Source organism: Sphingopyxis alaskensis RB2256 (assembly GCF_000013985.1).
Taxonomy (GTDB): Bacteria; Pseudomonadota; Alphaproteobacteria; order Sphingomonadales; family Sphingomonadaceae; genus Sphingopyxis; species Sphingopyxis alaskensis.
In genome coordinates, this window is the sequence record NC_008048.1 from 470,422 (window position 1) to 490,233 (window position 19,812).

Annotated in this window: 16 protein-coding genes; 12 read left to right on the top strand and 4 right to left on the bottom strand. The window is 65.6% G+C overall.

What is annotated here, in order from left to right; all coding sequences use genetic code 11:
* Window positions 1-5 precede the first annotated feature (5 nt).
* Together SALA_RS02300 and SALA_RS02305 are read left to right on the top strand one after the other, a co-directional pair.
* On the top strand, window positions 6-488 hold the full coding sequence (locus SALA_RS02300; protein WP_011540770.1) for an SRPBCC family protein: 483 nt from the start codon (window positions 6-8) through the stop codon (window positions 486-488).
* A 133-nt stretch (window positions 489-621) separates the two neighbouring features.
* Window positions 622-1,443 carry a hypothetical protein gene (locus SALA_RS02305; RefSeq protein WP_011540771.1) on the top strand — a complete coding sequence of 274 codons (822 nt, stop codon included), beginning with the start codon at window positions 622-624 and terminating at the stop codon, window positions 1,441-1,443.
* A gap of 9 nt (window positions 1,444-1,452) precedes the next feature.
* On the opposite strand, the gene SALA_RS02310 is transcribed toward SALA_RS02305, so the two are convergent.
* Window positions 1,453-1,713, bottom strand: coding sequence for a hypothetical protein (locus SALA_RS02310; RefSeq protein ID WP_011540772.1), 261 nt, complete (start codon window positions 1,711-1,713; stop codon window positions 1,453-1,455).
* A gap of 111 nt (window positions 1,714-1,824) precedes the next feature.
* Here SALA_RS02310 and SALA_RS02315 point away from each other — a divergent pair, with 111 nt between their 5' ends.
* Window positions 1,825-3,303, top strand: a complete 1,479-nt coding sequence (locus SALA_RS02315) for an ATP-binding protein (protein ID WP_011540773.1) — start codon at window positions 1,825-1,827, stop codon at window positions 3,301-3,303.
* A 151-nt stretch (window positions 3,304-3,454) separates the two neighbouring features.
* Here SALA_RS02315 and SALA_RS02320 read toward each other — a convergent pair whose 3' ends face one another.
* Window positions 3,455-3,823: a PilZ domain-containing protein gene (locus SALA_RS02320; protein ID WP_011540774.1), complete on the bottom strand. Its 369-nt coding sequence runs from the start codon at window positions 3,821-3,823 to the stop codon at window positions 3,455-3,457.
* Window positions 3,824-3,929: 106 nt separating this feature from the next.
* Here SALA_RS02320 and SALA_RS02325 point away from each other — a divergent pair, with 106 nt between their 5' ends.
* A complete protein-coding gene (locus SALA_RS02325) occupies window positions 3,930-5,531 on the top strand; it encodes a lysine--tRNA ligase (protein ID WP_011540775.1) in 1,602 nt (533 codons plus the stop codon).
* 46 nt (window positions 5,532-5,577) lie between these two features.
* On the top strand, window positions 5,578-6,060 hold the full coding sequence (locus SALA_RS02330; protein WP_011540776.1) for an asparaginase domain-containing protein: 483 nt from the start codon (window positions 5,578-5,580) through the stop codon (window positions 6,058-6,060).
* Here SALA_RS02330 and SALA_RS02335 read toward each other — a convergent pair whose 3' ends face one another.
* Window positions 6,061-7,092, bottom strand: coding sequence for a fatty acid desaturase family protein (locus tag SALA_RS02335; RefSeq protein ID WP_011540777.1), 1,032 nt, complete (start codon window positions 7,090-7,092; stop codon window positions 6,061-6,063). It abuts the gene before it with no gap.
* A 196-nt stretch (window positions 7,093-7,288) separates the two neighbouring features.
* On the opposite strand from SALA_RS02335, the gene SALA_RS02340 reads away from it, so the two are divergent.
* The 7 genes from SALA_RS02340 to SALA_RS02370 all read left to right on the top strand — a co-directional run bounded on the left by SALA_RS02340 (window position 7,289) and on the right by SALA_RS02370 (window position 18,983).
* On the top strand, window positions 7,289-9,877 hold the full coding sequence (locus tag SALA_RS02340; protein WP_237700910.1) for an EAL domain-containing protein: 2,589 nt from the start codon (window positions 7,289-7,291) through the stop codon (window positions 9,875-9,877).
* A 215-nt stretch (window positions 9,878-10,092) separates the two neighbouring features.
* A complete protein-coding gene (nadA, locus tag SALA_RS02345) occupies window positions 10,093-11,082 on the top strand; it encodes a quinolinate synthase NadA (RefSeq protein WP_011540779.1) in 990 nt (329 codons plus the stop codon).
* Window positions 11,083-12,046: 964 nt separating this feature from the next.
* The gene (locus tag SALA_RS02350; RefSeq protein ID WP_041383580.1) at window positions 12,047-12,310 is read left to right on the top strand and encodes a GlsB/YeaQ/YmgE family stress response membrane protein; all 264 of its coding nucleotides are present in this window, start codon (window positions 12,047-12,049) and stop codon (window positions 12,308-12,310) included.
* A 123-nt stretch (window positions 12,311-12,433) separates the two neighbouring features.
* Window positions 12,434-12,706: a GlsB/YeaQ/YmgE family stress response membrane protein gene (locus tag SALA_RS02355; protein ID WP_011540782.1), complete on the top strand. Its 273-nt coding sequence runs from the start codon at window positions 12,434-12,436 to the stop codon at window positions 12,704-12,706.
* A gap of 287 nt (window positions 12,707-12,993) precedes the next feature.
* Window positions 12,994-14,187 (top strand): efflux RND transporter periplasmic adaptor subunit, encoded by a 1,194-nt coding sequence (locus SALA_RS02360; RefSeq protein ID WP_407635771.1) that lies wholly within the window; start codon window positions 12,994-12,996, stop codon window positions 14,185-14,187.
* Window positions 14,188-14,228: 41 nt separating this feature from the next.
* Window positions 14,229-17,645, top strand: coding sequence for an efflux RND transporter permease subunit (locus SALA_RS02365; RefSeq protein WP_011540784.1), 3,417 nt, complete (start codon window positions 14,229-14,231; stop codon window positions 17,643-17,645).
* A 72-nt stretch (window positions 17,646-17,717) separates the two neighbouring features.
* Window positions 17,718-18,983, top strand: a complete 1,266-nt coding sequence (locus SALA_RS02370) for a DUF445 domain-containing protein (RefSeq protein WP_011540785.1) — start codon at window positions 17,718-17,720, stop codon at window positions 18,981-18,983.
* Here the strand turns inward: SALA_RS02370 and SALA_RS02375 are convergent.
* On the bottom strand, window positions 18,980-19,768 hold the full coding sequence (locus SALA_RS02375; RefSeq protein ID WP_011540786.1) for an epimerase: 789 nt from the start codon (window positions 19,766-19,768) through the stop codon (window positions 18,980-18,982). The genes SALA_RS02370 and SALA_RS02375 overlap by 4 nt on opposite strands.
* Window positions 19,769-19,812: the final 44 nt, after the last annotated feature.

The window sequence follows — 19,812 nt, forward strand, 5'->3', positions numbered from 1 at the left end:
GAGGCATGGAACTGAAATTCAGGGTCGCGGCGCGGATCGCCAAGCCGATCGACGAGGTGTTCGAGGCGGTCGCCGACCCCGCAAAGCTGTCGGCTTATTTCACCACCGGGGGCGCGAAGGGACGGCTGGAAACCGGCGCGACGGTGACATGGGATTTCCACGACTATCCCGGCGCCTTTCCGGTTTATGTGATCGAAGTGGTGAAGGACGAACGCATCGTCCTCGAATGGCAGGCGAGCGAGGGCGAGGCGCCGAATGTCGAGGGCGGCGAGCTGGCCGACGCCGATTACCGCACGCGCGTGACGATGAGCTTCAAGGCGCTCGACGACGGACGCACGCTGGTCGAGATTTCCGAAGAGGGCTGGCGCGAAAATCAGGCGGCGCTCAGCGCTTCCTATGGCAATTGCCAGGGCTGGGCGCAGATGCTCTGTGCGCTGAAGGCATGGATCGAGCACGGCATCAATTTGCGCGCCGACATGTATAAATAGCGCGAGCACTCGTCTTTTCTTCGTTCGTTACCAAAAAGCTGTTGCAACGATATGGTTTTGCGACAATTTCCGGCGACATGCCGGGAACTGGAGACCAGTCTTGCGGTGCCGGATTCGTGACGAAGGAGGATTTGTGAAGCGTCTTGTCCTGACCATCGCCCTTGTGGCGGGCCTTCCCGCCGCGGCCAATGCCGCGACCTGCGAACAGAGTTTCGAGAAGAAGGGCAATCCGGTGACGGGGCTGCGCTTCATCGCGACGACCAATGTACCGGGGATGAGCGCCGCGAGCGCGGTCGGCCAATTGAACGGCATCGTCGCGGCGAAAGGTTATGACATATTGGCCGCCGAGCAGGAGAGCGGCACGATGCTGATCGAACAGCCGCAGACGGGCAAGTCGCGCTCCTTCCCGATCGAGATCGCCGCCGACGGCGCGGGCAATGTGCGGATGGAAGCAAGGCTGCGCGCGGCGATGGGCGTCCCCGAAGCCGCGGCGAAGGCGGAGATGTGCGGCATCCTGGCGCAGCTCAAGGGCGGCAAGGCGGGCGAGGCGCTCGCGGCGAAGGGCATGAAGGCGACCACTGCGCCCGGCGCGCCGATCCGCATGAGCGTGCTGCGCTTTTCGCAGGACATCACCGGCGAGGCGGACAAGAACAGCGCCGCGGTGCCGCTGCGTTACAAGAACAAATCCTTCACGCTTTACGGCCCCGTCGCCTATGTCGGTCCGGTCGGCGACAGCTATCGCGTCGAATGGAAGCTGGTGTCTAACGTGCTGACCGACATCGTTCCGGGCCGTTCGTCGGCGGGGATGAATGTGAATTGCGTACTGGCGAAGGGGCAGGGGCCTTATGCGCTGCAACTGAAGCCCGGCAAACATGCCGAGCTGACGGGGACGTTCGACCGGCTCGATTACGGCCTGTCGCTCGTGTGGCTGAAGGATTGCCGCCCGGTGAAGTGACGGGCGGGGTTAATCCCCGCCCGCGCGGTCGACCATATCCATGAAATCGCGCGCGGCGTCGCGTTCGCTTGCGTCCTTGAACGCGACGTCGAGGTCGGGCGCGTCGCCGAGCATGTACATCAGCGCCCAGAGCGCGAAGCGGCGGCCGGGGTTCGTCTCCAGGGCGAAATCGACGCGCATCCGTTCGGTGCCCGCGGCGCGCGCCTCCGGGTGGATCGCGTCAAGGTCGGCGGTGCCGAAATAGCGGCGAAGCTGGTCGTCGAAATCCATGGGCGTCTTTTTGGGCGGTTCGGGACGAATGGCAAGGCGGGCCGTAAAAATCCGGCCGCCCGCCGCGTCACCCGGTTGTCATCCGCCGGGGCGCCCGATAGGGCGGCGGCCGTGAAGACCAGCATCGAGATCGGAACCGACGCGGCGGGGCAGGATGTGCGTATCGACGTGCAGGAATTGCTCGCGACGCGCCTGCTCGTCCAGGGCAATTCGGGGTCGGGCAAGTCGCACCTGTTGCGCCGCATCCTCGAGGAAAGCGCGGCGCTGGTGCAGCAGATCGTGATCGATCCCGAGGGCGATTTCGTGACGCTCGCCGACGCCTTCAGCCATGTCGTCATCAACGGCGGCGATTATGACGAGCGCGAGATTGCGGCGATGGGCGCGCGCATCCGCGAACATCGTGCGTCGATCGTGCTCAGCCTCGAATCGCTCGACATCGAGGCGCAGATGACCTGCGCCGCGGCGTTTCTCAACGCGCTGTTCGACGCGCCGCGCGAACATTGGTTTCCCGCGCTGGTGGTGGTCGACGAGGCGCAGATGTTCGCGCCGTCGGCGTCGGGCGATGTGTCCGACACCGTGCGCCGCGCGAGCCTGTCCGCGATGACCAACCTGATGTGCCGGGGGCGGAAACGGGGGCTGGCGGGCGCGATCGCGACACAGCGGCTGGCGAAGCTCGCCAAGAATGTCGCCGCCGAGGCGAGCAATTTCCTGATGGGGCGCACCTTCCTCGACATCGACATGGCGCGCGCCGCCGACCTGCTCGGCATGGAGCGGCGGCAGGCCGAGGCGATCCGCGATCTGGAGCGCGGGCATTTCCTGGGGCTGGGCCCCGCGATCTCGCGCCGCCCGCTGGCGATCCGCATCGGCGCGACGCGCACGGCGACGCGGATGGGGACGCACAGTCTGATGCCGCTGCCGGTCGCGGACGGCGCCGACATGCGCTCGATGCTCTTTGCCGAGGAGGAGGCGCCCGCCGCGCCGCGTGCTGTCGCGGTCGAACCCGAACCCGAACCCGTCGCGGCGGGCGAGCTGCTCGAACGGATCGCGGCGAGCGAACCGCTGCACGCCGATGCCGCTGCGCCGCCCGTGCTCGACATCGTCGAAGCGGCGGCGGAGGCCGAGGAGGCCGACGCGGTGGTGATCGCGACTTTGCAGGCGATGCTGGACGATCCCGACAGCGGCTTCCAGAGCGAGGCGATGCTGTTTCAGGATTTTTCGGTGCGCTGCCGGATGGCGAAGCTTCGGAAGGTGCCGCTCGACCTTGCCGCCTTTCGCCGCCGCTTCGCGTTGGCGAAGGGCGGCGTGTTCGACCCCTCCGAGCCGCGGTGGCGGGGCGCGCTCGCCGTCGCTGACCGCCTGCCCGACGATATGGTCGCGCCCTTCCTGCAGATCGCGCGCGCCGCGATGGAGGGCGCGCCGTGCCCCGACGACGAGGCGCTTGGCCGCGCCTATGGCAGCCGTTCGCCAGGGCGCATCCGGCGCCTGATCGACTATATGGAAAAACAGGGGGCGATTGTTGTGCGCGCCGACTTCGGCGGGCGGCGGTCGATCGGGATTCCCGAACTGGGGCTCAGCACCGAGGCGGAATAGCGCCGCGTGCCAAATCCGACCTATCCTGCCGCTCGCATCGAGCGACGTCGAGATGCCCCTCGATCCTGTGCCGTTCCGAGGGGTGTCTCGACTTCGCTCGACACGAACGGGATTGGTAGCGCGCCGATCTGATGCTCGCGATTCTCGCGCCTCAGTTCAACCCGCGGCGGCCGAAGGTGACGGTGCGTCGGCCGTGGAAAATCTGCGCGGGGTCGATCAACGCCGCGACGCGTGCGCGATCGAGCGCGTTGTAGAGCGGGCCGTGGGTCAGCTCATAGGGAAAGCGCACGCCCATGCGGTCGACCTCCGACCACATTACGACGGCATAGACGACCTGCCCGCCATAATGGATTTCGCAGCGCGAGCGCGCGGGCATCGAGGCGCCGTCGATTCGCGCGCCGCCCTCCGACAGGTCGGTGATGCGGCCTTCGACAAAGTTCAGCACGCCATTGACGGTGACGTCGATGGCGACGCGGGTGCGCTCGTGGCGGCGCGGCAGGGGCAAGCGAGGAGTCGTCATGCGGCGATGCTAAGCCCGGCATGGTAAATAATCCGGTAACGATGATCGCGCGCGACGAGGCAATTTTGCCTTTCGATTCGGTCGCGCTTGCCGCTATGGGCGCGGCATGACCGACCTGCATCTTCATCCGTCGCTGCGCGAGGCTGCGCAAACGTCCAGGGCCTGGCCGTTCGAGGAAGCGCGCAAGCTGGTCAAACGCTATCCCGAAGGCAAGCCGGGCGGCGCGCCTGTGCTGTTCGAGACCGGCTATGGCCCGTCGGGCTTGCCGCATATCGGCACCTTCAACGAAGTGCTGCGCACGACGATGGTGCGGCGCGCCTATGAGACGCTGACCGGCGGCGCGCCGACGCGGCTCGTCGCGTTCAGCGACGATATGGACGGCCTGAGGAAGGTGCCCGACAATGTGCCGAACGGCGCCATGCTGCGCGAGCATCTGGGGCGGCCGCTGACCGCGATCCCCGACCCGTTCGGCAAATATGAGAGCTTTGCGCATCACAATAATGCGATGCTGCGCGAGTTCCTCGACCGCTTCGGTTTCGATTACGAGTTCGTCAGCTCGACCGAACGCTACACATCGGGCGCGTTCGACGAGGCGCTGAAGAATGTCCTGCGCCACAATCAGGACATACTCGACATCATGCTGCCGACGCTGCGCGCCGAGCGCGCCGCGACCTATTCGCCGGTGCTGCCGGTGAGCCCGAAGTCGGGCATCGTGTTGCAGGTGCCGGTCACCGTCGTCGATGCCGAGGCGGGCCTCGTGTCGTTCGAGGATGAAGGGGAGACGATCACCCATTCGATCCTGCGCGGCGGCGCCAAGCTCCAGTGGAAGGTCGACTGGGCGATGCGCTGGGTCGCGCTGGGCGTCGATTATGAAATGTACGGCAAGGATCTGACCGACAGCGGCGTCCAGTCGGGCAAGATCGCCAGGGCGCTCGGCGGGCGCAAGCCCGAGGGGCTGATCTATGAGATGTTCCTCGACGAAAAGGGCGAGAAGATTTCGAAGTCGAAGGGCAATGGCCTGTCGATGGAGGAATGGCTGACCTATGGCAGCGAGGAAAGCCTGGCCTTTTACGCCTATCGCGAGCCCAAGGCGGCGAAGCAGCTGCATATCGGCGTGGTGCCGAAAGCGGTCGACGAATATCTGCAGATGCGCGGCACCTATCCGGCGCAGGAGCCCGACAAGAGGCTGGGCAACCCCGTGCATCATGTCCATGTCGCGCGCGGTCAGGATGTGCCGGAGACGGTGTTGCCGGTGACATATGGCCTGCTGCTCAACCTCGTCGGGGTGATGGGCGCCGATGCGTCGAAGGAGCAGATCTGGCGCTACCTCGGTCAATATGTCGCGGGAGCCGATGCGGCGACCTATCCCGAGCTCGACCGGTTGATCGACAATGCGATGGCGTATAACCGCGATTTCGTCGCGCCGACCTTGCAGCGCCGCAAGCCCGCGGGCGGCGAGGTCGCGGCGCTGCGCGAGCTCGATGCGCGGCTCGCCGCGCTGCCCGCCGACGCCTCGGCCGACGACATCCAGAATATCGTCTATGAAATCGGCAAGGACGAGGCGCACGGCTTCGACAATCTGCGCGACTGGTTCAGGGCGCTGTACGAGACGCTGCTGGGATCGAGTGCGGGTCCGCGTATGGGCAGCTTTATCGCGCTGTTCGGGGTGGAGAATACGCGGCGGCTGATCGCGGAAGCGCTGGCGTGAAAGGCGGCGTCATTGCGAGCGAAGCGAAGGAACGGAAAGCCGAGCGATGATCGACATTTTCACCACCGGCGGAACGATCGACAAGGTCTATTTCGACGCGCTGAGCGAGTTTCAGATCGGCCCCGCGGCGATCCCCGACATGCTGCGCGAAAATAATGTCCTTGTGCCGCACCGCGTCACGCAGCTGATGCGCAAGGACAGCCTCGAACTGACCGATGCCGACCGCGAGGCGATCCGCGCCGCGGTCGCCGCGAGCGATGCGGCGCGTATCCTCGTCACGCACGGCACTGACACGATGGTCGTCACCGGCCGTGTTCTCGCGGGCATCGAAGGCAAGACGATCGTGCTGACGGGGGCGATGCAGCCCGCGTCGGTGCGCGCGAGCGACGCCGAGTTCAACGTCGGCTTTGCGCTGGCGGCGGCGCAGACGCTGCCACCCGGTGTCTATGTCGCGATGAACGGGATGATCTTCGACCCCCAGCGGACGGTGAAGGACCGCGCGGGGGGGCGGTTCGTGCAGGAAGGCTGATCAGCCCGCCGCCGTGACCTGTCGCAGGACCGCGGCATAGCTGGGCGCGATGGTCATCGAATCATGCTTGCCCGCACGCCCCAGCGCGGCGTGAACCTGTGGCAGGCGATAGCAGGGCACGCCCATGAACAGATGATGTTCGGCGTGATAATTCACCCAATATGGAGCAACCGTCGCGCGCGCGAGCCAGCCCGCGTGGGTGGTGCGCGCATGGGTGAAGGGATCGTCGCTGCCGGTCGTCGTGCAGGCATGTTCGGCGATGTTGCGGATGCGCAGGTAAAGCTGGAAAGTCGTCGCCAATCCGGCCAGCCAGAGCAGGTAGGGTGTCCAGCCATATAGCGCGAGCGAGGCACCGAGCAGCACCGCCTGAACGAGAAGGAAGCGCCCGACCGCGCGCGTCACCGCCATCGCGCCCGCGACGTCGATCGTCGGTGACGTCATGCCATCGTCCGACTGCTTGTTGAACGGCGTGCCCGCCCTGGTGCTCGCGCCGACCTTTTGCACCGCCTCGCCGCGCAGCATCGCTTTCAGTCCGACCAGCGCGAAACCGAACTGCGCCATACGCTGCTTGACGAAAGTCTGCCCGCTGAGGTCGCGCACGACCTTGCGCCACAGGCTCGCGCGCGTGGTGGGAAAGGGCTTTGACAGCGCGAGGTCGGGGTCTTCGGGCTGCTGCGTATATTTATGGTGCTGGAGATGATAGGTGCGATAGGCGATGAGGTCTGATCCGACCGCGGCGCCCGCCAGCCACTGGCCGAGGAAATTGTTGAGCCTGCGGCTGGGATGCAGCGCCCCGTGCGCGCCTTCGTGCATCAGGATCGCAAGGCCAAGCTGGCGGCCGCCGACAAAGATCACCGCAACCAGCCACGCGAGCGGATTCTGCAACCAGGCGGCAAGGCCGACGAGCGCGACGCTGACGATCCAGGCGTGCGCAACCAGCCAGATTCCGCGCCAGGACGACGGGCGCGTGATCGCCGACCATTGCGCACGGTCGAAAAAGCGGTCGGGCGGAAAGAGGCGGACGGCAGGCATAAGGCAGCATAACAAGTTTCGAAGCGAAACCCAAGTCTTTCCGTTTTGGCACAGCAATGGCGCGAACGAGATGCCGCCGGTAAGCTTTTGGAAACCTGCTTCCGCGCAGTGGATCGGCGTGACCGGATGAGCGGGGAAGATCAAGGCATTGGGGGTTCGGCGTAACATCATCCGGTCGTCGCGCGATGATTTTGCGGTGCACGAATCGCCGTTCGATTCACCCGAGTTCGTCGCGCAACTGCTGCGCGTCGCGACACTGTGGCATTATGTGCTGATCGGGCGGCTGCTGGCGTTCGCGGTCTTTTCCGTCCTGCCGGGCGTTGCCGGCTTTTTCGACCAGCCTTCGCTATGGCTGACGATGGCCAGTGGACTGATGTGCGACGCTGCGCTGACGGTGATGGGGCAGGCGATGCGCAGGCCCCGCCCCGCCCTCGCCGCCCGCGCACGGCAGGTCGCGATGCTCTCGGCGGCGCTCGTCGCGCTTGGCACCCTGTTCAATGCGGCGGCGATGTTCGCGGCGATCGCGATGCCCGACGGCGGCCGCCATTTCGATGCCTTTACGGCGATCCAGATCGGGTCGTTGCTCGTCGCCGCCTCGGCCGTGTCGATCGTCCGGCCGCTCTTCTTCAGCTTTTCCGGGGCGGTGGCTTTCGGCGGGGCACTCGGGGTCGCATCCTGGCCCTTTGCGCTGGCAGGCGCGGTCTTTCTTGCGCTGCTCATCGTGATGATGCGCGAGGATGTCCGCCACCAGCGGCGTGCGACTGCGGCGGCGCGCCGCGCGATCAGCGAGCAGCAGCGCGCGCTCAACCTGATGCGCGATTTTGAACGCGCCGGACGTGGCTGGTTCTGGGAGACAGATCGTGACGGCCAGCTCGTCTATATCTCGCCGACGGTTGCGGCGCGGCTCGGGCGCCCGCTCGCCGAGCTGATCGGGCGGCCCTTTACGGACATCATTCGCAAACGCATCGGCAATGACGAAAGCGAAGAGCGGACGCTGGGGTTCAGCCTGTCGTCGCGCACGCCGTTCAAGGAGCTGACGGTGCAGGCGGCGGCTCCGGGCGAGGAGCGCTGGTGGTCGATATCGGGTCATCCGATCAGCAATGCTCTTGGCCATTTTCAGGGATTTCGCGGCAGCGGCACCGACCTGACCGACCAGAAACGGTCAGAGCGCGAGATCAACCAGCTCGCGCGCTATGACACGCTCACGGGCCTTGCCAACCGGCGTCACATAACCGACCTGCTCGAGCGTGCGCTTCGCACGCATATCGGTCAGCCGCAGCCTTGTGCGCTGCTGCTGATGGACCTTGACCGGTTCAAGGCGGTGAACGACACGCTCGGCCACCCGGTCGGCGACCAGCTGTTGCAGCAGGTCGCAGGGCGGCTGACGCAGATCGTCGGCGACAAGGGACAGGTCGGTCGCCTGGGCGGCGACGAGTTCCAGATCGTGCTGCCGCAGCTGAACCACCCCGAAAAGATCGCCGGCATCGCCAACGCGATCATCCTGAGCCTCGCCAAACCCTTTGCCATCGAGGGCGAACAGGTACGGATCGGTTCGTCGATCGGCATCGCGGTGTCGGACGGCGAGGGGGTGAGTGCGTCGGCGCTGGTGCGCAACGCCGACCTTGCGCTCTATGCCGCCAAGGACGCGGGGCGGGGCGTATATCGCTTCTATGCCGACGCGATGCACAATCAGGCGAGCGAGCGCAAGGCGATCGAGGATGCGCTGCGCGACGCGCTGGCGAAGGACGAGTTGCGGCTTCTCTATCAGCCAATCGTCGATGTCGCGACCGAACGGATTTCGGGGTTCGAGGCGCTGATCCGCTGGAACCATGCGACCGCAGGAACGATCAGTCCCGAAAAGTTCATCCCGATCGCCGAAGAATCGAACCTGATTGTCCCGATCGGCGAATGGATCATCCGTACCGCCTGCGCGGCGATCGCGACGCTGGGATCCGGCTATCGGGTCGCGGTCAATGTCTCGCCGCGCCAGTTCGCGAACGAGGCGCTGCCCGCCACGATCCTGAGCGCGGTGTCGGGCGCCGGCATTCGCCCCGAACAGCTGGAGCTTGAGATTACCGAAGGTGTCTTCCTCGATGAAAGCGCCGAAAATCTGGCGATGTTCCGGAAGCTGAAACGCACCGGCGTTCGCCTTGCGCTTGACGATTTCGGCACCGGCTATTCGGCGCTCGGCTATCTGAAGAAGGCGCCGTTCGACAAGATCAAGATCGACCAGAGCTTCGTTCTTGGAGCCGCGGACAAGAGCAGCATGAACGCTGCGATCATCGCGTCGATCGTCGGGCTGGCCAGCGCGCTCGACATGGAAACAACCGCCGAGGGGGTCGAAACGCACGACGATCTCGCGCTGGTCCGCAGCCTCGGGTGCAGTCACGTCCAGGGTTATATCTATGGCCAGCCGATGCAGTTGGCCGAAGTGGTCGGGTTGCTGCGCGCCGGCGGCGGGCGGGTCGAAGCCAGGGGATACCGAAGCGCGCGCGCGCCGCGGCTCACCGTTTTTCGTACGATCCACGTCGACAGTGGCGGCTATCGCTATGAAGCGATCCTGCGCAACATCGCGCCAGGCGGCGCGCTGGTCGAGGGGCTGTGGAACGTCCCACCGGGAACCCGACTGACGCTGGAGTTCGGCCGGGGTCTCCGCGTCGACGCCGAGGCGCGATGGTCGGCGGATAACCGAACCGGGGTCCAGTTCTCCGCCGCGGTTGATATCGAAGAGCTGATCGGCGCACGCGTCGCGCCACCGCGGGGTCGCCCGCGCCGCGCCGCGTAACGCGAGCCGGTTCGGCGCGACGGTGGCGCGGGCGATCCGGAAACAAAGGCGGTCGCGGCGATTGTCATGGCCGTCCGGCTTCCTATCTATATTTTGTCGATGACGCCGCCCGGCATCGCACTTGCGGCGCGCCGCGTCGGCTGACGCGGCGAATTGCCCTGCCGTGGGGCAGGGTGTAGGGGGGCGCCACGGCCAGGCCATATAAGGATAACGCCATGACTGCCCCCATCCGCGACTCGCTCTCGGGCCTCGACCTGCGCGCCGAAATCGACCGCCTCCGCAAGGAGCGCAACGCCGTCATCCTCGCGCATTATTACCAGAAGCCCGAGATTCAGGATCTCGCCGATTTCGTGGGCGATTCGCTCGAACTGTCGCGCAAGGCGGCCGAAACCGACGCCGAAGTGATCGCCTTTTGCGGTGTCAAGTTCATGGCCGAAACCGCGAAGATACTGAGCCCCGAAAAGATCGTCATCCTGCCCGACATGGACGCGGGATGCAGCCTCGAGGACAGCTGCCCGCCCGAACAGTTCAAGCGTTTCCGCGAAAAGCATCCCGATCATATTGCGCTCACCTACATCAACTGCTCGGCGGCAGTGAAAGCCTTGAGCGACATCATCGTCACCTCGTCGAGCGCCGAGACGATCATCAGCCAGATCCCACCCGAACAGAAGATCATTTTTGGCCCCGACCGCCACCTTGGCGGCTATATGAACCGCAAGTTCGGGCGTGACATGCTGCTGTGGCCCGGCGTGTGCATCGTCCACGAGGCGTTCAGCGAGACCGAGCTTCTGAAGCTGAAGGCGCAGTATCCCGGCGCGCCGGTCGCGGCGCACCCCGAATGTCCGCCGCACATCGTCGAGCATGCCGATTATGTCGGGTCGACCAGCGGCATCCTGCAATTCGCGAAGAGTTTCAAGGGCGACACGCTGATCGTCGCGACCGAGCCGCACATCATTCACCAGATGGAGCTGGCGCTGCCCGAAAAGACTTTCATCGGCGCGCCGGGCGCCGACGGCAACTGCAACTGCAACATCTGCCCCTATATGGCGCTCAATACGATGGAGAAGCTCTACATCGCGCTGCGCGACCTTCAGCCGCGGATCGAGATGGACGAGGAGCTTCGCCTCGCGGCGCGCAAAAGCCTCGACCGGATGTTGGAGATGGCGTCGGGGACGGTCGGCAAGGGCGATCTGGGGCGGGCGTGAGTCGCGACTCGGTCGGGTGATTCGACCGATCCAAAGATCGAGTCGAAGCGCTTTGGCGGGAAACCCGAGTCCAAAAATGCTGCACCCTTGTTACAAAAATGCTGCACCGAATCCGCTTGTTGCTAATGCCGGACTTATCCACAAGCGCGGGCCTTTAGGGCGCCATTTTCGCGCTTTTTTAGTTGGCGTCGAAAAGCGTTCGTGACAGCTTCCAATCATCGGACGACAGAGACGTCGGACCGCCGGGACATCAAGGGTGGTTGCAAGACTAGCCGGACGAGAACGGACGGGTTTGACGAGGAAAGCGACCGATGGTTCGATCACGGAACGCTGCGATTCCCACGAGTTGAAGCGAACCCGATCGGGCAATTGAAAGGCAGTCCATCGCTTTTGAAGCGCAGCTGTTTCGGCAGAAGCGCGGGACGAGATGATGAAGGGCCTTTCAGGTGAGGCCGGCCCCCGAAAGGGGGCCGACCAAACCATCGCCGGATTGTTCCGGCGTGCGTCGCAACGATCGTTTTGCGGGCTGCCGATCGAAAGAGAAGCGGACCGGGATGAAGCGGGGCGAGGCGCACGGGACAGGACCGGTTAGTGGGGGTTGGCAGCGATGCCGGCCCCCATTTCGTATGCGCGCCGTCCGCGGTGAACGCGAACGCGGCCTCGGCACGCCGCCGACAGGCCTGGCCGAACCTGCCGATCCACCTTTTATTTTCGCGCCTGTGAGATTCGTCACGCCGCGGTCAAATCGGGCTGTTTAGAGCCGCTTCTGCGACCCGGAGACGTTCCCGTTCAGGAACCGATCCCCCTTTCCCGGCCGCGTCCCCGACGGGCCGGCCGGGAACCTTTCCGATCCATTCGGCATTGTTCGAGCATCGCCAAGGCGAGGCTTCGCTGCGGCGGAGCGTTCCAGCAAGGGCCGGAGCCGATCGGCGCCCCGGTCGGTCCAGGGAAGGGATATATCATGGTGGGTTTGATCGTTACGTTGATCGTCGGCGGTATCATCGGTTGGCTGGCGAGCATCGTCATGCGGACCGACGCGCAGCAGGGCATTATCCTCAACATCGTCGTCGGCGTCGTCGGCGCCTTTCTCGGCAATTTCCTCGGCAGCTTTTTCGGCATGGGGGCCAGCCTCGACAGTTTCAGCCCGATCGGGCTGCTCTGGGCGTTTATCGGTGCGATCGTCCTCCTTGGCGTCATCAACCTGATTCGCCGCGGCAGCGTGCGCTGAACCGGATGGCGAGCGAGCGCCGACCCGCACGCTCGCCATTCCGCTAGGCGATTTCAGATATGTGCGTTACCAATAACAGGGTGCCCGCACAGTCGGGCGATCACAGATCGTAGGGGGTTATTCATGCTTACCTGGATTATCGCAATCGTCATGGGCGGCATCATCGGCTGGCTGGCCAGCATCGTGATGCGCACCGACGCCCAGCAGGGCATCTTCCTCAACATCGTCGTCGGCTGCGTCGGTTCGATCCTCGGCCGCTTCCTGTTCGGCCGCTTCCTTGGCGGCGGCCACCTGCGCGGCGACGCATTCGATCCGATGACCCTGCTCACCGCTTTTATCGGCGCGGTGATCCTGCTTGCGATCGTCAACCTGGTCCGGCGCGGCCGCGTGCGCTGATCGCCCCGGCACGGCCGACCGCGTGTCGGCCGGACGGAAAGAGGGTGGCCGCCCATGGGGCGCGCCGCCCTTTTTCGCGCGCGCAACCTCTGGAAATCATGGACGGATCGCATTATGCACCGCCGGCCCGAGCGCAGGCGGGGCGGCGAAGTATCCCTCTTGCAAGCGGTGATTTAATTAGGTAATACACCTCGGAAGGGTTTTGGTCCTGCCACGCGGGACTTTGCGGACAGGCGCGCCTGCGTCCGCCGCACCGATGCCGTGTGATGCCAGGGAGGGATTTCGGCGTGAACTACGAGCGGAAAGTGGATTCGATGGACAGCCTGGCGGGGACGCAAAGCTTTTATGAAGAGGCCGACGACAGTCGCCGCAAGCGCACCCGGCTGATCGTCGCGGTCGTTTTGATCGTGCTGGCGCTCGCTGCGGCCTATTATGCCTTTTCCAGCGGTCGGGGCGCGGCCGATGCCGGGGGTGGCGAAGAGGCCACGGTTCCGAACATCACCGTCGTCATTCCCGGCCGCGTGTCGGTCGAGGCGGTGATTACCACCAACGGCACAATCGCGGCGCGGCGCGAGATGCCGGTCGGCGTCGCGGGCGAGGGCGGGCAGGTCGAGCGCGTGCTCGTCGAGCCCGGCCAGTGGGTCGACGCGGGGCAGACGCTCGCGGTGATCGACCGGTCGGTGCAGTCGCAGCAGGCGGCGAGCCTCGCGGCGCAGATCCGCGTCGCGCAGGCCGACGCCAATCTGGCGCAGGCCGAACTCGAACGCGCCGAAGCCCTTGTTTCGCGCGGTTTCATTTCAAAGGCCGACATGGACCGCAAGCGCGCGACGCGCGATGCGGCCAATGCACGCGTCCGCGTCGCGCAGGCGCAATATGCCGAAGCCAGGGCGCGCAACGCGCGGCTCAACATCGTCGCTCCCGCCGCGGGGCTGGTGCTGACGCGGCAGGTCGAACCCGGCCAGATCGTCGGCGCGGGCAGCGGCGTGTTGTTCCGCATGGCGCGCGGCGGCGAGATGGAGATGCTGGCGCAGATGGCCGAAGCCGATCTGGCCCGCGTGCGCGTCGGCACACGCGCGACGGTGACGCCGGTTGGCACCGACGTCGAGATTCCGGGGCAGGTGTGGCAGGTGTCGCCGGTCATCAACATGGACACGCGCCAGGGCATGGTGCGGATCGCCATTCCCTATTCGTCGGTGCTGCGTCCCGGCGGCTTTGCCGACGCGCGCCTCGTGTCGGGCACGGCCGAGCTGCCGTTGCTGCCCGAAAGCGCGGTGCAGAGCGGACCCGAGGGCAATTATGTGCTGATCGTCGGCAAGGACAACAAGATCGAGCGCAAGCCCGTCAAGGTCGGCACGGTCAGCGACGCGGGCGTGTCGATCGCGTCGGGGCTCACCGGCAACGAACGGGTGGTGACGCTCGCCGGCGCCTTCCTCAACGTCGGCGACACGGTGAAGCCGGTGCTGCAGAAATCATCGCAATAATCGCCTCATCGGCATCGCATTTGCGCAAGGACGCCTGAGTCATGAGTTTCCGCAACATTTCCGCCTGGTGCATCCGCAACCCGGTGCCGCCGATCGTCCTGTTCGTGCTGTTGCTGCTCGCGGGGCTGGTCAGCTTCAACCGGATGGACGTCAACGACAATCCCGACGTCGAGTTCCCTGCCGTTCGCGTTGTCGTCTCGCAACCTGGCGCGGCGCCGACCGAGCTGGAAACGCAGGTCACGCAGCGCGTCGAGGCCGCGGTTCGCGGGGTGAGCGGCGTCGATGAAATGTCTTCCTACGTCAATGAAGGCAGTAGCATAACAAATGTGCAGTTCGCGATCGGGACACCGATCGACCGCGCCTATAACGACGTCAACCAGGCCATCTCGCAGATCCGCAGCGACCTGCCCGACGGGATTCTGGAGCCGCAGGTCGTGCGCGTCGACATTGCCGGCGGCCCGATCACCTATTTCGCGGTCGAGGCGACCGACATGACGCTCGAGCAGCTGTCGTGGTTCGTCGACAATACGGTCGCGAAGGAATTGCTGTCGATCCCCGGCATGAGCCAGGTGCGCCGGTCGGGCGGCGTCGACCGCGAGATTCGCGTCATCCTCGACCCCGCGCGGATGCAAAGCTATGGCCTGACCGCGAGCCAGGTGAACCAGCAGTTGCGGCAGGTGAACGTCAACGCCGCGGGCGGGCGCACCGAAATCGCCGGCAGCGAACAGGCGGTGCGCGTGCTCGGCAATGCCGGCAGCGCCTTCCAGCTCGGTGAAACGCGCATCGCCATCGGGAACGGCCGCACGATCCGCCTCGCCGATGTGGCGAAGGTCACCGACGGCTATGCCGAGCAGCGCAACCTGGCGAAGATCGGGGGGCGCCAGGTGCTCAGCTTCTCGATCGAAAAGGCGAAGGGCGCGTCGGACGTCACCGTCCATGACGAGACGATGAAGAAGCTGGAGCAGATCAAGAAGGCGAACCCCAAGGTCGACTTCACGATCCTGTTCACGCGCACCGAATATACCAAGGAACAATATCGCAGCTCGATGCTCGCGATGATCGAGGGTGCAGTGCTCGCGGTCGTCGTCGTGTTCCTGTTCCTGCGCGACTGGCGTGCGACGCTGATCAGCGCGCTGGCGATCCCGCTGTCGGCGATCCCGACCTTCTGGTTCATGGAGATGATGGGCTTTTCGCTGAACGGCCTGTCGCTGCTCGCCTTGAGCCTTGTCGCGGGCGTGCTCGTCGACGACGCGATCGTCGAGATCGAGAATATCGTCCGGCACATGCGCATGGGCAAGACCGCCTATCAGGCGTCGATCGACGCCGCCGACGAAATCGGCCTGGCGGTCGTCGCGACGACGATGTCGATCGTCGCGGTGTTCCTGCCCGTCGCGCTGATGCCCGGCGTGTCGGGGCAGTTCTTCATCCAGTTCGGCATGACCGTCGTGTTCGCGGTGCTGATGAGCCTGGCCGTCGCGCGCATGATCACGCCGATGATCGCCGCCTATTTCCTGTCGGCGCAGGGCGAGCAGGATCATGCCAACGGACCGTGGATCGACCGCTATGAACGGCTGCTGAGCTGGACGCTGGACAGTTCGAAGCAGAAGGTCGTGAAGGCGCGGTACGAGGCGTTTCCGACGCGGCTGATCTATTTTCTGGTGCCCGCCATCGTCGCGGGGCTGGCCGTCGCCGGTCTGACCTTTCAATATTTCCAGCCGGTGCCCGCCGGACAGGATGCGCCCAATCCGGCGCTGCATTTCCTGCTGATGACGCCGCTTTCGGCGATCGTCGCATTCCTTGTGTCCAGTCTGTTGATGATCCTGGGCGGCGCGCTCGCCTATGCCGCGGGGATGCGCCGCTTTGCCCTCACCAACTGGGCCAAGTTCATGCTCCAGCGCGCTTACGCGCGGCTGTTCGACCATCGCGTGTGGATCGTCGGCATCGGCGTCGCGGCGTTCATCTCGAGCCTTGTCCTGTTCGGCATCCTGCCGCAGCAGTTCCAGCCGACGACGAACAGCGATTACAGCCAGATCCGTTACGAGCTGCCGCCGGGATCGACGCTGGCGCAGAGCGAAACGATCGCCGACCAGATCAACGCGATCCTGCGTGACGATCCGGTCGTCGAGAACGCATTTTATGATGTTGAGGTCGGTGGCGGCAACGCCTTCCTGACGCTCAAGAAGGACCGCCCGGTCACGAGTGTCGAATGGGAACGCAGCCTGCAACCGAAGATGGCGGCAATCCCCGACGCGCGCGTCAATTTTCAGAGCCAGTCGGGCGGCTTTTCGGGCCGCGACATCACCTTCGTCATCGGCGGCGACGATCCGGTCGCGCTCGAACGCCATGCGCGCCAGATCGTCAAGGAGATGGAAGGGCTGAAGGAATTGCGCGCGCCGCGCATCGAGGGTGATATTCCGCGCCCCGAAATCATCGTCAATCCGCGCATGGACCTCGCCGCCGAACTCGGCGTGACGACCGCGGCGCTCAGCCAGACGATCCGTATCGCGACCTTGGGCGATATCGACCAGAATGCGGCGAAATTCTCGCTCTCCGACCGCCAGATCCCGATCCGCGTGCTGCTCTCCGAAGATTCGCGGCGCAGCCTCGCCACGATCGAGAACCTGCCCGTGCCGACCTCGCGCGGGACGACGGTGCCGCTGAAGGCCGTCGCCGAAATCGGCTTCGGCGCCGGGCCGACCGAACTGCGGCGCTATAACCAGACGCGGCGTATCGTGATCGGCGCCGACCTTGCACCGGGACTGGTCACGGGCGACGCGCAGAAAAAGATCGACGCGCTGCCGTCGATCAAGACCATGCCGCAGGGCATCCGCAAGGTTGTTCAGGGCGACGCCAAGTGGCAGGCCGAAATGTTGACCAATTTCATGATCGCGGTCGTATCGGGCCTGCTCCTCGTCTTTGCGACGCTGGTGCTGCTCTATCGCCGCTTCCTGTCGCCGCTGGTCAACATGTCGTCGCTGCTGCTGGCGCCGCTCGGCGGGCTGCTCGGCCTGTGGATTACGGGCATGGAAGTGTCGATGCCGGTGTTCATCGGCCTGCTGATGCTGCTCGGCATCGTCGCCAAGAACTCGATCCTGCTCGTCGATTTCGCGATCGAGGAAATGGACAAGGGCATCGGCAAGACCGCGGCGTTGATTGATGCGGGGCGCAAGCGCGCGCAGCCGATCGTGATGACTACGGTTGCGATGGTCGCGGGCATGATCCCGACCGCCATCTCGCTGTCGGGCGATGGCGCCTGGCGCGCGCCGATGGGTGTGGTCGTGATCGGCGGGCTGATCCTGTCGACCGTGCTCACCTTGCTGATCGTGCCGGCGGGGTTCAGCCTCGCCGACAGCATCGAAAAGCGCCTCGGCCGCTTCTTCTCGCGCAACCTGCTGACCTACCGACCGGGCGACGACACGCGGCCGCATGGCGCAGCGGCTCCCGAACCGGCGGAGTGACATGAACGAGGACCGGCGCGGCGACGGGTCGCGCCGGTTGCAACCTTTGCGCCGGTTCGCCATTTGGTGCGCATGACCAACCTCGCTTCCCGCCGGCCGATTGGCGTCGCCATCCCGGCAAAGCCCTCCAGCATCCGTATCGTCGCCACCGGGATGCTCGTCGTCATGGCGATCGTCTTCGTCGGCGCCAAGACCTATCAGGACGCGCATCCGGCGATCGGCTTTGTCCGCGCCTTTGCCGAGGCAGGGCTGGTCGGCGGGCTGGCCGACTGGTTCGCGGTGACGGCCTTGTTCCGGCACCCGATGGGGCTGCCGATTCCGCACACCGCGATCATCCCGCGCAACAAGAACCGCATCGGCGACACGCTCGCGCGCTTCCTGCTCACCAATTTCCTGCTGCCGCGGCTGATCGCGCGCAAGATGCAGGCGGTCGATGTCGCGGGTGCGGTTGGAAAGTTCCTGTCCGAACCCGCCGAGGGCGGCGGGCGGCTGCGCCTCGGCGCGTCGCGGATCATCGCTGACGGGCTGGGCGCGCTCGACCAGCAAAGGCTGGGCGGCATGGTCAAATCGGCAATCGCCGACCGTCTGCGCGAACTCGACGTCGCACCGCTATTGGGACAGGCGTTGCAGGCGGCGCTTGCCGAGGGGCGCCACCAGCCGCTCCTCGACGCGATGGTCAAATGGGGGTCGAAGACGCTCGAACTCAACGAACATCTGATCCACCAGATGGTCCACGACAACAGCAATGCGATCGTGCGTTTCACCGGGCTGGACGAGAGCATCTCGAACCGCATCGTCGCGGGGCTGTCGAAGCTGCTCAGCGAAATGGCGGTCGACGAGACACATCCGCTGCGCCTCCGCGTCGAGGAGGGGCTCGCCAAGATGGCGCTCGACCTGCAGCACGACCCCGAGGTGAAGGCCAGGGTCGCGCGCGTGCGCGACGAGCTGCTCGAAAACAAGGCGGTGAAGCGCTGGCTCGACGGATTGTGGGAACAGGGCCGCGCCGCGCTGCTCAAGGCCGCGCGCAACCCCGACACGATGCTCGCGGGGCGGATCGGCGAGCTGGTGACGCAATTCGGCGCGATGCTGGGGGAGGATGTGCATATCAAGCGCACGCTCAACCGCTATGCGCGGCGCGCGGTGGTCGGCATGGTCGACAGCTATGGCGAGGCGGCGCTGAAGCTCGTATCGGACACGATCCGCGGCTGGGATGCCAAGACGATCACCGACCGGCTGGAAAATGCGGTCGGCGACGATCTGCAATATATCCGCATCAACGGCACGCTCGTTGGGGGGCTGGTGGGGGTGGCGATCCACACGGTCGATGTGCTGATCTAAAGGCTGGCGAGCCCCTCGCGAAAACTCGGATAGCGCGGTCTCCACCCCAACAATCGCTTCGCCTTGCCGTTTGCCACGCGGCGGTTTTCGGCATAGAAGGCGCGCGCGGCGGGCGACAGGCCCGCTTCGTCGAGCGACTGCATCGGCGGCAGCGGCGCGCCGAGCATGGCGCAGCCCCATTCGACGAGGCGGTTCTGGTGGCAGGGTTCGTCGTCGGCGAGGTTATAGACGCCCGCGGGGCCGCGGAACGACGCAATGATGCCGCCCGCAATGTCATCGACATGGATGCGGCTGAACACCTGGTCGGGCAGGGCGATGCGGTGCGCGCGGCCTTCGGCGATGCGATCGAGAATCGAGCGGCCGGGGCCATAGATGCCGGGCAGGCGAAAGACGCACATGTCGCCGCGCAATGCGCTCCATGCGGCGTCGGCGGCGTTGCGCCCGGCGCGGCGGCCCCGGACGGGTGCGCTTTCGTCGACCCAGGCGCCGCCCGCATCGCCATAGACGCCGGTTGAGGACAGATAGCCCGTCCAGGTTGCGGGGGCGAGCGCGATCGCCTCGCCATAGCGTGCGAGCACCGGGTCGGCTTCGCCCGCGGGCGGAACTGACGACAATATGTGCGTCGCGGTGCGCAGCGCGGCGAGCACGGCGGTCTCGTCACCGAAGGCGATGCTGTCCGCGCGACCGTCGCGCGTCGTTCCCGTCACCTCCCAGCCGCGCGCGCGCAGCCGCTCGGCGAGGTGCCCCGCCGCATAGCCCATCCCGAAAATCAGCATCCGTGCCATCGCGCGCCTTATTGCGCGTCGGCGCCGCGATGCCTAGACCGAAC